This is a genomic window from Streptomyces nojiriensis (genome assembly GCF_017639205.1).
GTDB lineage: Bacteria > Actinomycetota > Actinomycetes > Streptomycetales > Streptomycetaceae > Streptomyces > Streptomyces nojiriensis.
The window spans coordinates 586,402-599,978 of record NZ_CP071139.1 but is presented as its reverse complement, the minus strand read 5'-3'; the positions used below and the strand labels follow the sequence as shown (position 1 = coordinate 599,978).

Here is a 13,577-nt window from a genome sequence, read left to right as displayed (position 1 = left end):
CTGTCCGCCGGGGCCATTGGGCACGCGCGCGGGAAGTCCCACGTACGGGTGACCCGGCGACCGGGATGCCGTGGCGGACCGTCAGCGGAGCACGCGTACACAGCCGTCCACAGGGTAATCGCGCCCGCATGACATGGAGGGACGCACGGCGGCGTGGTGAGGCGCCGGACCCGCGCGGCAGGCACTGCTGGCACCGTTGAGCCCGGACCGGCCGTGCAGTGGCCCCGCGCCCGGGATCAGACCTCGCGCCACCGGGCCATCGCCCAGGAGAACGCCCCGAAGAGAATCAGCCCGAGGGCGACCGCGACCAGCAGCCACGGCCCCGCCGGAGTCCGGGCGAACGACCTCAGGGTGTCGTCGACGCCCTTCGCCTGCGCCGGGTCGTAGCGCACGGCGGCGTACACGACGAAGCCGCCGACCGCCGCGAACAGGGTGCCCCGGGCCAGGCCGCCGGCCACCCCGAGGAAGCCGACGGCCGCACGCCACCGCGCCGAGATCCCGCCCATGGCGAGATGCTTACGGAAGGTGCGCCGCGCCGCCTGTACCGCGATGACCGCGCCCGCGACGGCGATCCCGAGCCCGGCCGCACCCACCAGCCACCGGCCGGCGGGCAGCTCGAGTGCCCGCGCCGTCATATCGCGGGACTGCTGGTCTCCGGAGTGCCCGCCTCCGCCCGCCGCGAACGACAGGACGGAGAAGGCGACCGTGGCGTAGACGACGGTCCGGCCCGCAGAGGCCAGCCGCTTCACCGGCTTGCCGCCGTCGGGTCCGGCCGCGCCGAATGCCGCTTCCGACAGGCGCCACAGCATCATGCCGACGAGCCCGATGCCCACGGCCCAGACGAGGATGCCGCCGAAGGGCTTTCCCATGAGCTCCTGGAGGGCGCCCTGGCGGTCGGCCTCCTGGCCCCCGGGGTCACCGACGGCCACGCGCAGGGCGAGTATTCCCACCAGCGCGTACAGCACCCCGCGGGCCAGCAGCCCGCAGCGCGCAGTGACCTCCCGGCCCCCGCCACCGCGGGACGCGGCCCGGACGGCGCTGCTCGCGCGGCCGCTGCCCGTCGCGGTCAGGCCTCGCCGCGCCACGCGCCCGTCTCGGCTCCGCGGGACTCGATGAACAGCTTGAACCGCTTCAGATCCCCGGCGACCTGGCGCTTGACGAAGCCCAGCTTGTCGGCGGCGCTCTCGGCCAGCCCCTCGGGCACCCAGTTCATGTGCAGGACGACCTTGGTGGTGGTCGCGTCGATCGGTTGGAAGGTCACCAGCCCGGCTTGGCGGGTCTCTCCGTCCACCGTCATCCACGCGACGCGGCGGTTCGGGAACTGCTCGGTGATCTGCGCGTCGAACTCACGCCGCACGCCGTTCACGTTCGTCACCCAGTGGGTGAGCGTGTCCGTGCGCTGTTCGACGCGTTCGACCCCTTCCATGAAGGCCGGGAACTCCTCGAACTGCGTCCACTGGTTGTAGGCCGTCCGCGCCGGAACGTTGACCTCGACGTACTCCTCGACGTGCGACATGCGTATCCCTTCCGTGTCGTCGTCGGCGGCACCGCCCCGCGTCCCGCGATACCGGTCACCGCCGTCAGGGCCTTGCAGGACCGCGGCCGCACACGATGCCCGGGGGGACGGGACACCGGCGTGCGGCCGCGGATCTCGGCGGGTCGCCGCCCCGCTCGAAACGGCGACCCGCCGACACCTACGCGTCTGGCCCCGAATCGACGGCTCAAACAGAACCGCGGAAAAGGGTTCGCGGACCAACGCTCCGCGGACGCCTACCGGTGCCTGGCCAGGCTGTGGAGCAGGACGAGGAGGGCGAACGCGATGACGGCCAGATGGAGCCAGGCGGGGCCGGGCGCCGGGGTCAGGGCCAGGGAGTCGAGCGCGTGGGATGTCATACCGCGCGCCTGCCCCCGTCGCGCGGAACGAAGCTCCGGGCCGCGGCCGCGGGCGGGCGCAGACCGGCACGGGGGAGGCCCGCGCGGCCCGACCGGGTCACAGCCCCGTGGACCTGCCCGAGGTCAGCCGCGACGCCTCGATCTCCGCCCAGACGGCCTTGCCGTCCTCGTGGGTGTGCGTGCCCCAGCGATCGGAGACGCGCTCCACGATGTAGAGGCCGTGGCCGCCCGGAAGGCCACGCTGCGGGGACGGGTGGCGGTGGGGCGGCGTCGTCGTGCCGTCGAAGACCTCGATCCGCAGCACCTCACCGGCCGAGAGCGCGAGCTCGATGCAACCACCCGCATGCAGAGCCGCGTTGGTCAGCAGCTCGGACACCAGGAGCAGGGCGTCCTCGGACGTCTCGGTCCCGCTCCAGCCCCAGTCGAGCAGGGCCTGGCGTGCGAAGTCGCGGCCCTTGGCCACGGGTCCGCGTACGCCGGCCAGGGCGAGCCGACGGCGCTGCCCCGCGACCGAAAGTCCGGCAGGCCTGCGATCGCCGGTTTCCGGCCCGATCGTTTCCACTGTGGTCTCTCACCCCCACCGATGACATTTGGTCGCCGTTCGCGGGAACGAACAGGCCCCGTGGGGCCGAGGACACCCGAGTACGCGAGTGACAGTCTAAGGGGACCGCCGGCCGCTCAGAAGGTTGTCATGTGCAGTCTCAGAGTGAAGCCGCCGTCCGAGGCGCGGATCTCCACGAGGTCGCACAGCTGGTGGATCATCCACAGGCCGCGGCCGCCGTGGACCGACGCCAGGGCGGGGCGGCGGCGCCCCGCCAACGGGTCGGCGAGACGACCGCCGTCGCGGATCTCCGCCACGACCCCGGCACCCTGACCGGCACCGGATCCAGCCGTGCTCCACAGCCGGAGCGCGCCGCTCCCGCCCCCGTGGGCGAGGGAGTTGGCGGCGGCCTCGCCGACCGCGAGGACGAGGTCGCCGCGCCGCGCCGCGCTGAGGGCCGTGCCGCGGGCGAAGGCCTCGGCGTAGGCGCGCACCTCGCTCAGCTGCCCATGGGTGTAGGCGAGCCAGGGCGCACCGCCGTCGGGTTCGGGCAGGGGGCCGTCGCAGTCCGCGCAGACCGACGAGGCGTCCGCGTAGTCCGGGCTCGGCAGGGCCTCGCCGCCCTCCAGCAGCGTCGGATGCGTACGCCGGGCATCGGACACCACGGCGGCCGGCAGGCCGAGGGCGTCGTACGGGCACAGGACGGTGGCCTGCCGCCCCGCGAAGGCGGTGTTGATGAGCGCCTCGTGGCGCGTGGCCTCCAGCACCTCGGCCGGCGTGCGGCCGGGCCAGATCGGCTCGCCGACGATCCGGGCCGGCCGGCCCGCGTGCCGGTCGGCGAACTCCTGCAGGGCGGCCAGGATGCGGCCGGGGTTGCGGCCCAGGTGGGTCATGTCCGTCCAGGTGACCCCGGTCGTGGCGGTGCCGAGGTCCTCGCGCAGGGCGTCCAGCCGCGGGCCGGGCACGGCCACGAGCACCGGTTCGTCGGCCGCGAGGGCGGCTCGTACGAACCCGCCCACGCCTGCCAGGTAGTCCGCCTGCCCCCGGTAGAAGAGGGCGGGGTGGACGAAGGTCCCGTAGGCGCCGGACGCAGGAAGACGGATCATGCTGCGACCTCCAGCGCGGCGCATTCGTCCGGGAACATCTCCACGAGCTTGCGGAGCGAGTATGGCGGGTGGTGGAGCAGCAGGCGACGCCCCTGGCCGGTGACGGTGGCATTGGCCTGCACCAGGGCGGCGACGGCGGCCGTGTCGAGGAAGGCCACGGCGGAGAGGTCGAGATGGACGACCGGGCCGGGGATCCGGGTGACGACGCCGAGCGCCGCGCGCAGGACCGCCCGGGTGTCGAGGTCGCAGGGGCCGCTCAGCAGGGCGCCGGGACGGTCGCGCAACGGCCGGGCGGTCAGCGCCGCCGCCGAACCCGTCGCGGCGTTCGTCGCAGGGTTCGCGCACCGCACGACCGCGTCCGCCCACGTCCCGTCGTCGTAGAGCGCCTGCGCGCCGACGGGCGGGACGAGTGGGACGGGCGGTACGGGTCCGTCGTGCCGGTGGGGTGAGGGCATGCCCGCTGCCTACACCGAGAGCATTCCGGCGCGCAGCTGGGCCAGGGTCCGGGACAGCAGGCGCGAGACCTGCATCTGCGAGATGCCCAGTTCCGCGCCGATCTCCGCCTGCGTCCTGTCCTCGCCGAAGCGCATCCGCAGGATCAGCCGGTCGCGTTCGTCCAAATCCGCCAGCAGGGGAGCGAGGGTGTGGAACTCCTCGAAGAGCTCCATGGCGGGATCCACCTCACCGAGCCGGTCCGCCAGCGGACGTGTCGTGCGGCTCGTCGCCGTCGACGGCTCGTCGCCCTCGGCGCAGGTGTCCAGGGAGCCGCTCGTATAGCCGTTCGCGGCGACCAGCCCTTCGACGACCTGTTCCTCGGTCAGTTCGAGGTGCTGGGCGACCTCCTTGACCGTGGGCGACCGGCCCAGTACCTCGGTCAGGGCCTCCTGGGCCCTGGCGAGCTCCGTACGCCGTTCCTGCAGACGGCGCGGGACGTGCACCGCCCAGGTGGTGTCACGGAAGTAGCGCTTGATCTCACCGGTGATGTAGGGGAGGGCGAGGGTGGAGAACTCGACCTCGCGTTCGGGCTCGTAGCGGTCGATGGCCTTGATGAGGCCGATGGTCCCCACCTGGATGATGTCGTCCATGTCCAGCCCCCCGCCCAGCACGCGGGACCGGAAGCGCCGCGCAGCGAACTGAACCAGCGACAGGTTCATCTCGATCAGGGTGTTCCGGGCGTACTGGTACTCACGCGTGCCCTCTTCCAGGGCGCCGAGCCGCAGGAAGAAGAGTTTCGACAGCTCGCGCGCATCGGCAGGCGCCATCTCCCGGGCGTTCTTCACCTCGGGCAGTTCCACGTCCTGCCGTGGGGCTCCCACGGCGCCGGGCACAGCGGGCGTCAGGTGCGCGTCTGTTGCACGAATGGGGCCTGCGACGGTGGCCGAGCGAGACATGGTGGCCGTTCCCTCCCGATTGACTGACGGCTGCTCGGGCGCTTGTGCCCGGACTCCACGCCCTTACACGCCCCTAGCGAAAACTTTTCTCCGCGGCTGCCGCCGATGAGGTGGCCCCGGCCTCCGGGCGCGTGTGCCGCGGGGCTCGGCGCCGCCGACCGGCCGGCGAGCAGGCATACTCCCTTGCGGAAGCCGTACAGGTGACGATCCGGGGAGGCGGACATGACCGGAGCAGGGGACGCGTACCACCAAGGCGTCGTCGGGGACAGCTACCCGGCCGGAGCCGGGTGGGTGGTGGCGGCCCACGGGGAGCTCGACCAGGACACGCTGGCCCCGCTCGAGGAGGCGCTCGCCACCGCCGCGGACCGGCACGGGCTGGTGGTCCTGGACGCGGGCTCCATCACCTTCGGAGACTCCTCGTTCCTGAACCTGCTGCTGCGGCTGCACCACCTCACCACGCTCCGCATCGCCGCCCCCGGTGAGCAACTGCGCCGTCTCTTCGCCCTGACGGGCGCCGATACGGTCCTCTCCCTCCACCCGAGCGTCGAGGATGCCGTCGGCGGGCCGTGACCGGCCGGGCCGCCGCCCGGCACCGCCGCCATCGCCGTCACCGGGTGATCAGGTGTGCTTCCGTCGACGATAGCCTTCATCACCGGTCGTGCGGCGATGGTGGATCCCCATCACGTCCTGTCCCCTGCGCGGCATGGTCGTTGTCTGGAGTGAGGTTGGCGGATGGCTGAGCGGACGGGTACAGAGGCACCGGGCAGGTCACCTGCGCTCCCAGGCGAGGACAGGATCGGCGAAACGGAACTGCGTCAGCTGCTGGCGGGTCTGACGGCGGTACGGGACGGGGACTTCCGTACCCGGCTGCCCGATGCGGCGGACGGGCTCCTCGGCGAGATCGCCACCGTGTTCAACGGGATGGCCGACCAACTCTCCCTGTTCACGTCCGAGGTGACCCGGGTGGCCCGCGAGGTGGGCACCGAGGGAACGCTCGGCGGTCAGGCGGACGTACCCGGTGTCGGGGGCGCCTGGCTGGACCTCACGGATTCGGTCAACTTCATGGCCGGAAACCTCACGGCCCAGGTGCGCTCCATCGCCCAGGTCGCCACGGCCGTGGCCAAGGGCGACCTCTCGCAGAAGATCAACGTCACCGCGCGCGGAGAGATCCTGGAGCTGAAGGAGACCATCAACACGATGGTCGACCAGCTGTCCTCCTTCGCCGGAGAGGTCACCCGCGTCGCCCGTGAGGTCGGCACCGAAGGCCGGCTCGGCGGTCAGGCGGACGTCAAGGACGTGTCCGGCACCTGGAAGGACCTGACCGAGTCGGTCAACGTCATGGCCGACAACCTGACCGCCCAGGTGCGCTCGATCGCGGAGGTCACCACCGCGGTGGCCCAGGGCGACCTGACGCAGAAGATCCGGGTGGATGCGCGCGGGGAGATCCTGGAGCTGAAGGAGACCATCAACACGATGGTCGACCAGCTCTCCGCCTTCGCCGACGAGGTGACCCGGGTGGCCCGCGAGGTCGGCACCGAGGGCAACCTGGGCGGCCAGGCCACGGTCCGCGGGGTCTCCGGCACGTGGAAGGACCTCACCGACAACGTCAACGTCATGGCGTCCAACCTGACGGGCCAGGTGCGCTCCATCGCCCAGGTGGCCACCGCCGTCGCCCGCGGCGACCTCTCACAGAAGATCATGGTGGAGGCGAAGGGCGAGGTCGCCGCGCTGGCCGGCGTCATCAACACGATGGTCGACACGCTGTCCGCGTTCGCCGACGAGGTGACCCGGGTGGCCCGCGAGGTCGGCACCGAGGGCCGGCTCGGCGGCCAGGCACAGGTTCCCCACGTCGCGGGTACCTGGAAGGACCTCACCGACAACGTCAACTCCATGGCGAACAACCTCACCGGCCAGGTCCGCAACATCGCGCTCGTCACGACGGCCGTCGCCAACGGCGACCTGTCCAAGAAGATCGACGTGGACGCGCGCGGGGAGATCCTGGAGCTGAAGACCACCATCAACACGATGGTCGACCAGCTCTCCTCCTTCGCCGCCGAGGTCACTCGCGTCGCCCGCGAGGTCGGCAGCGAGGGCCGGCTCGGCGGCCAGGCCGAGGTCGAGGGCGTCTCCGGCACGTGGAAGCGGCTGACCGAGAACGTCAACGAGCTGGCGGGCAACCTCACCCGCCAGGTCCGGGCCATCGCCGAGGTCGCCAGCGCCGTCGCCGAGGGCGACCTGACCCGCTCGATCACCGTCGACGCCTCGGGTGAGGTCGCCGAGCTCAAGGACAACATCAACTCCATGGTCGGTTCGCTGCGGGAGAGCACCCGCGCCAACCAGGAGCAGGACTGGCTCAAGTCCAACCTGGCCCGGATCTCCGGCCTGATGCAGGGCCACCGGGACCTCACCGCAGTCGCGGAACTCGTCATGGACGAACTGACGCCGCTCGTCGCCGCCCAGTACGGAGCCTTCTACCTCGCCGAGGACGGCCCCGGCGGCCCCCGGCTCGTCCTGGTCGGCTCCTACGGCCGCCCCGCCGGTACCGGCGGGGGCACCGGCTTCGCCTTCGGGGAGTCCCTCGTGGGGCAGGCCGCGCGCAGCCACCGGATCATCGCCACCGACCAGGTCCCCGGCGGCTACGTCATCTCCTCGGGGCTCGGCCACACCACCCCGGGCAGCCTGATCATCCTGCCCATCGTCGTGGAGGAGCAGGTCCTGGGGGTGATCGAGCTCGCCTCCTTCTCCGCCTTCACCCCCGTGCACCGGGACTTCCTCGGCCAGTTGATGGAGACCATCGGAGTCAACCTCAACACCATCGTCGCCAACGCCCGTACCGACGAACTCCTGGAGGAGTCCCAGCGGCTGACCGGGGAGCTCCAGGCGCGTTCGGAGGAACTGCAGGTCCAGCAGGTGGAACTGCAGCGCTCCAACGCGGAGCTGGAGGAGAAGGCGGCCCTGCTCGCCAGCCAGAACAGCGACATCGAGGCCAAGAACCTGGAGATCGAACAGGCCCGCCAGGAACTGGAGGACCGGGCACGGCAGTTGTCGCGCGCCTCCACCTACAAGTCCGAGTTCCTGGCCAACATGAGCCACGAGCTGCGGACACCGCTCAACAGCCTCCTCATCCTCGCCCAGCTGCTCGCCCAGAACCCGACCCGCAACCTCTCCCCGAAGCAGGTCGAGTACGCGGGCATCATCCACTCGGCGGGCTCGGACCTCCTGCAGCTGATCAACGACATCCTCGACCTCTCGAAGGTCGAGGCGGGGAAGATGGACGTCAACCCCGAGCGGGTGGACCTGCCGCAGCTGCTGGAGTACGTCGACGCCACCTTCCGCCCGCTGACCACGCAGAAGAGCCTCGACTTCACCGTCACCACCGCCCCCGACGCCCCGGCCGACCTGCTCACCGACGACGCGCGCCTGCGCCAGATCCTGCGCAACCTGCTCTCCAACGCGGTCAAGTTCACAGAGCGCGGCGGTGTCGAGCTGCGCATCGAACCCGCGGCGCCGGCCGAGGTCCCCTCCGGGCTCCCCGGCCGCGGGCCGCTGCTCGCCTTCCGGGTACGGGACACCGGCATCGGCATCCCGGAGCAGCAGCTGGAGTCCGTCTTCGGCGCCTTCCAGCAGGCCGACGGCACCACCAGCCGCAAGTACGGCGGCACCGGGCTCGGGCTCTCCATCAGCCGCGAGATCGCCCAACTCCTGGGCGGTGCGGTCATCGCGGAGAGCACACCGGGGCAGGGCAGCACCTTCACCCTCTACCTGCCGGTCAGCCGGGCGGACTACGAGGAGGAACCCGTCCCCGAGGCCCCCGCGGCGGCGGCCCGGCACGCCGGCGCCATCGGCGGTCCCGCACCGGCCGGCGCCGTCTGCGCCGCCCCGGTCCCGCCGCAGCGGCGGCCCCGCCGCCTTCTGGTGATCGAGGAGCGGCCCCGCGGCCTGCTCTCCCTCGTCGCCGAGAGCGCCGACCGGGACCTCACCCCCGACCACCTGCCGCCGAGGGACGACCGCGAGGGCGTCCAGGTCGTCAACGCCACGAGCTCGCGGGAAGCCGCCGCCGCCCTGGCCTCGCACTCCTTCCACTGCGTCGTCCTCGAACTCGACATGCCCGGCGGGGAGGCCCTGCGCTTCCTCGACGCGCTCGACGGAGACCCGGCGCTCTCCGCCCTCCCGGTCCTCGCGCACAACAACCCCCGCCTGAAGACCGGGCAGGAGCGGGTGCTGCGGGACCGGGCCGCGTCGCGGCGGCTGGAACTGCTGTCGAGCCTGGACGAGCTCCGGGAACGCATCGTGCTGCACCTGTCCGCCGAACGGCCGGGGGACGTACTGCCCCTCGTCCACGAGGAGGCGCCGGACCGGCAGAGCGCCCATCCGCTCGACGACGACCTGGCCGGACGCACCGTCCTCGTCGTCGACGACGACGCGCGCAACCTGTTCGCGCTCAGCGGGGTGCTCGAACTGCACGGTGTTCGCGTCCTCCACGCGGAGGACGGCCGCAAGGGGATCGACACCCTCGTCCGCAACGAGGGCGTCGACCTGATCCTGATGGACGTGATGATGCCGGAACTGGACGGCTACGCGGCGACCGCCGAGATCCGGCGGATGCCGGCCTACTCGGGGCTGCCCATCATCGCGGTCACCGCCAAGGCCATGCCGGGCGACCGCGAGAAGAGCCTCGCCGCGGGAGCCAGCGACTACGTGACCAAGCCGGTCGACGCGGACGACCTCATCGCCCGCGTCCGGCACTGGCTCACCGGATGAGCCCGGGCACACGGCGGCCCGACGACGTCGACCCGCCGGGAACGGCCGCCGAGGAGCCGTCCCGGAACACGGCCCCGCACCACGCACCGGAACCCCTGGGCCGCCTGGTCGCCACCGTCGAACGGCTCCGCCGCGAGGTCCGGGCGGCGCACGCCGCCGCCGACGGCAGGGCCCTGGTCGAGCTGGCCAAGGGCATCCTGATCGGACAGCTGAGCTGCACCCCCGCCGCCGCGGCACGCCAGCTCGACGAACTGTCCCGCGAGACCGGGCTGTCCGCGCTCGAACTCGCCGCCGACATCGTCAACCAGGCATCCCGCGACCACGTCAGCGAGGTCGCCGCCGCGTTCGCCCGGCGCACCGGCACGCCGGAACCGGCCGAGGCGTCCACCACCGTCTCCGTACGGCTGCGCACGGCCGAAAGCGGGGTACTGGCCGCCGCCGACGACACCCAGGCGGTGGCCGAGTCCCTCCTGACGAACGCCCTCGGACCACTGGGCGCGGACGCCGTCGCCGTATGGAGCGCGGCCCCCGACGGCTCCCTGGCCCTCGCGGGCCACGCCGGCTTCCCGCCCGGGGAAGCCGAGCGCTGGCGCCACGTACCCCCGGGCGTCTCCACCGTCGCCCGCCTTGCACTGCAGGAGCGCCGACTGGTCACCCTCACCCGGCTCCAGCAGAACGGACCTCCCTCGATCGGCCAACTCCAGCGGCCCGACGGCGGGCGGATGGCCGTACCGGCCGGGACCGGCGGACGGATCCACGGCGTCCTCGAAATCTGCTGGCCGCAGCCCCTGGCGCCACAACCCCCGCAGATCGAGCGCCAGGTCGAGGCCCTCGCCGAACTGTGCGCCCGCACCATGGACGCCCCGCCCACCGGCGACGCCGGCACTACCGACGCGGTGCTCCCGGACGTCACGGAGCTGATCGACCTCTCCGAAGGCCTGCACGACCCCGCCGTGGTCCTCACCCCCGTACTCGATCACGAGGGCCGGCTGGCCGACTTCCGCATCCGCCACGCCAGCAGCCGGTTCGTCGACCCCGCCGGGCGGCCGCGCGGCGACGTGAACGGCGCGCTGCTGCTGGAGGCCTACCCGATGGCCGGGGGCGAGAGCGGCCTCTTCGACATCGTCGAGCGCGTGCACGCGACGGGCGAGCCCTTCCGCGCCGAACGCATGAGCCTGACCGCGCTCGTCGACCAGATCCCCCTCACCTCGGTCGCGGACATCAGCGTCAGCCGCCACGGCGCCGCCGTCCTGCTGATCTGGCGCGTCGAGGACGAGACGGCACGACTGGCCGACCTGCTCCAGCACGCCCAGCGCCTGGGCCGGATCGGCGGCTTCGAGGAGAACCTCGTCACCGGCGCGATCACCTGGAACGCACAGCTGTACGCGCTCCACGGACTGCCGGCCACCGCCCCGCCCGTCCGGCTCCGGGACCTGCCCGGCTACGCCCACCCCGACGACTCCGCCGCCCTGGACCGCTTCCTGCGGGCCGTGCTGCGCTACCGCCGCCCCTCCTCCGTCAACCTCCGCCTGCGCAGGCCGGACGGCATCACCCGGCACATCCGCGTCGTCGCCGAGCCCGTCCTCGACGCCGACCAGCGGCTGCACGCGGTCCGCGGCGCCTACCAGGACATCTCGGCGCAGCACTGGACCGAGGTCGCCCTGGCCGCGACCCGGGACCAACTCGCCCACACCGAGGCCGAATCCGCCGAACGCAACCGCCTCGCCCTGCAGCTCCAGCACGCGATCATGCCCCCCACCCCGCCGGCCGTCGAAGCCCCCGGCCTGCGCGTCGCCGTCCGCTACCGTCCGGCGGAGACCGAGTCGCTCGTCGGCGGCGACTGGTACGACACCGTGGTCCTGCCGTCCGGGCTGGTCATGCTCTCCGTCGGCGACGTCGCCGGACACGGTATCGAGGCGGCCACCGGCATGGTCGTCCTCCGCAACGCCCTGCGCGGCCTCGCCGTGACCGGAGCGGGCCCCGCCCAACTGCTGTCCTGGCTCAACACGGTCACCCACCATCTCGCCAAGCACGTGACGGCCACCGCGGTCTGCGGGATCTTCGACCCCAGCACCAGGGTGATGCGCTGGGCGCGTGCCGGGCACCTGCCTCCCGTACTCGTCCGCGGCGGCGAGGCGGAAGCCTTCCCGCTCATCGGGGGCCTGCTCCTCGGCGCGCTCCCCGAAGTGGCGTACGCCGAGCGGGAGGTGCGGCTCGAACCGGACGACACCCTGCTGATGTACACGGACGGGCTGGTGGAGCGGCGGGACTCCTCGGTGCAGGACTCGCTCGGCCACCTCATGAACGCGGCGGCCACCGGCGCCGGAGACCTGGACGGGCAGCTGGACCGCCTCCTCGCCGAGAGCCGGTCCGACACGGACGACGACACCTGCGTCATCGGAATCCAGGTCGGCTGACGCCCGCGACGACACGGCGCGCGGCGAGTCCGACGAGCGGGGCCGGCCCTCGACCACCCCGAACCGGCGACCGCACCGGCCGCGTTGACGCGTGCGGCGGGTGCTAGCGTGCGGGCATGCGCGCTCCCCTGGGCTCCTTCGACAATGCGGTGCCGGCTCCGGACTGCCTCGCGGAACTCACCCCGCCCGTCGCCGAAGCGGTCCGCGGCTGGGCCGGTGACGTGCCGGCCGAGCAGATCGTCTACGTGGACACCGACCCCGAGATCGCCGACACCGGCGCCTTCGTCGCCCACTACGGACCGGAGCTCCTCGAGCAATCCGCGAACTGCGTGGTCGTCGCCGCCAAGCGCGGTGGCGCGGTCACCCTCGCCGCCTGCCTCGTGCCCTCCGCCGGCCGGGTCGACGTCAACGGCGCCGTCCGGCGTCACCTGGGCGCGCGCAAGGTGTCCTTCGCGCCCATGGAGACGGCCGTGGAGCTGACGGGCATGGAGTACGGGGGCATCACCCCGCTCGGCCTGCCGCAGGACTGGCCGCTCCTGGTGGACGCAGCGGTCGCCGACATGGCGTACGTACTCGTCGGCAGCGGACGCCGGCGCGGCAAGCTCATCGCACCCGGGAAGCTGTTCGCGCAGATCCCCGGAGCCGAACTCATCGAGGGCCTCGCCCTCCTCTGACGCTCAGGCGATTCCCACGGTGTACGCGGCGCGGTAGCCGTCCCCGTCGGGGACCAGGGCCAGCGTCATCGCGGCCCCGGAGGCGCGGTAGCGGCTGTCGCGGGCGTTGGGGTGCTGCGGCGCGCGGCGCTCCGCGTACGGCGGGCGCGCGTACACCCGCACCAGCACGTCCTCGGGGAAGAAGAACTGCGAGGTCGTCCCGGTGCGGCGGTCGGGACGGACCTTGAAGTGGATGTGCGGTGCCAGCCCCGCGTACCAGCCGGGCACGATCGTGCGGAACGTGCTGCGGCCGGCGGCGTCCGTGACCTGGGTCCCGCGCAGGAAGGTGGCCCCGCCGGTGGAGTAGGCGCCCGAGGCGTCGGCGTGCCAGATGTCGACCGCGGCGTCCGTGACCGGCCGGCAGCCCGCCGAGGCCCTTACGACGGTCAGGTCCAGCCGGAACGGCACGCCTTTGCGGTCCTCGGTGATGTCGGAGCGGACCCGGTCCAGGTCCAGGTAGTACGGGCCGGCGCCCGCCTCCACGGCCAGGACGCAGGCCGGGGAGCTGCCGCCCGGCGACGGCGGGAGGGTCGGTGACGCGGAGGGCTGCCCTGCCGCACCCCGGGTCCCGGCCGGCCCGGCGCAGGCCGCCGTCAGCGCCGCGACCCCGGCCGATCCGGCGGCCAGCAGGAGGGCGCGGCGGCTGGTCGGGGAACTGCCGTTCTCGGTCATGCGAACCTCTCCCGCGCGCTGCGCGACCGTCACACGGCCGCGCGACGGCCACCGGTCGCGCCCACCGTGCCGGACGGAAGGCG

12 protein-coding genes are annotated in these 13,577 nt (G+C 72.8%); 4 read left to right on the top strand and 8 right to left on the bottom strand.

All coding sequences use genetic code 11. From position 1 onward, the window contains the following. Positions 1–236: 236 nt before the first annotated feature. The 7 genes from JYK04_RS02910 to JYK04_RS02885 all read right to left on the bottom strand — a co-directional run bounded on the left by JYK04_RS02910 (position 237) and on the right by JYK04_RS02885 (position 4,931). Positions 237–1,085 (bottom strand): DUF1206 domain-containing protein, encoded by an 849-nt coding sequence (locus JYK04_RS02910; protein ID WP_189743604.1) that lies wholly within the window; start codon positions 1,083–1,085, stop codon positions 237–239. Beyond that, a complete protein-coding gene (locus tag JYK04_RS02905) occupies positions 1,067–1,516 on the bottom strand; it encodes an SRPBCC family protein (protein ID WP_189743602.1) in 450 nt (149 codons plus the stop codon). Before JYK04_RS02905 ends, JYK04_RS02910 begins: the two co-directional genes overlap by 19 nt. Before the next feature lie 254 nt (positions 1,517–1,770). Continuing rightward, entirely contained in the window at positions 1,771–1,893 is a 123-nt protein-coding gene (locus tag JYK04_RS41845; RefSeq protein ID WP_266601230.1) for a hypothetical protein, read from the bottom strand. A 97-nt stretch (positions 1,894–1,990) separates the two neighbouring features. After that, entirely contained in the window at positions 1,991–2,455 is a 465-nt protein-coding gene (locus JYK04_RS02900; RefSeq protein WP_189743600.1) for an ATP-binding protein, read from the bottom strand. A 116-nt stretch (positions 2,456–2,571) separates the two neighbouring features. Next, on the bottom strand, positions 2,572–3,540 hold the full coding sequence (locus JYK04_RS02895) for a sensor histidine kinase (RefSeq protein WP_189743598.1): 969 nt from the start codon (positions 3,538–3,540) through the stop codon (positions 2,572–2,574). Next, positions 3,537–3,995 carry an STAS domain-containing protein gene (locus JYK04_RS02890; RefSeq protein WP_189743596.1) on the bottom strand — a complete coding sequence of 153 codons (459 nt, stop codon included), beginning with the start codon at positions 3,993–3,995 and terminating at the stop codon, positions 3,537–3,539. The genes JYK04_RS02895 and JYK04_RS02890 overlap by 4 nt, the downstream gene beginning before the upstream one ends. A 9-nt stretch (positions 3,996–4,004) precedes the next feature. Continuing rightward, a complete protein-coding gene (locus JYK04_RS02885; RefSeq protein ID WP_189743594.1) occupies positions 4,005–4,931 on the bottom strand; it encodes a SigB/SigF/SigG family RNA polymerase sigma factor in 927 nt (308 codons plus the stop codon). A 222-nt stretch (positions 4,932–5,153) separates the two neighbouring features. On the opposite strand from JYK04_RS02885, the gene JYK04_RS02880 reads away from it, so the two are divergent. The 4 genes from JYK04_RS02880 to JYK04_RS02865 all read left to right on the top strand — a co-directional run bounded on the left by JYK04_RS02880 (position 5,154) and on the right by JYK04_RS02865 (position 12,783). Next, a complete protein-coding gene (locus JYK04_RS02880; protein ID WP_189743592.1) occupies positions 5,154–5,501 on the top strand; it encodes an STAS domain-containing protein in 348 nt (115 codons plus the stop codon). 162 nt (positions 5,502–5,663) lie between these two features. Next, positions 5,664–9,692, top strand: a complete 4,029-nt coding sequence (locus JYK04_RS02875; RefSeq protein ID WP_189743590.1) for a HAMP domain-containing protein — start codon at positions 5,664–5,666, stop codon at positions 9,690–9,692. Next, positions 9,689–12,109, top strand: coding sequence for a SpoIIE family protein phosphatase (locus tag JYK04_RS02870; RefSeq protein ID WP_189743588.1), 2,421 nt, complete (start codon positions 9,689–9,691; stop codon positions 12,107–12,109). The genes JYK04_RS02875 and JYK04_RS02870 overlap by 4 nt, the downstream gene beginning before the upstream one ends. Before the next feature lie 116 nt (positions 12,110–12,225). Then, entirely contained in the window at positions 12,226–12,783 is a 558-nt protein-coding gene (locus tag JYK04_RS02865) for a YbaK/EbsC family protein (RefSeq protein ID WP_189743586.1), read from the top strand. Between the two features lie 3 nt (positions 12,784–12,786). Here JYK04_RS02865 and JYK04_RS02860 read toward each other — a convergent pair whose 3' ends face one another. Beyond that, entirely contained in the window at positions 12,787–13,494 is a 708-nt protein-coding gene (locus JYK04_RS02860; RefSeq protein ID WP_189743584.1) for an intradiol ring-cleavage dioxygenase, read from the bottom strand. Between the last annotated feature and the right edge of the window lie 83 nt (positions 13,495–13,577).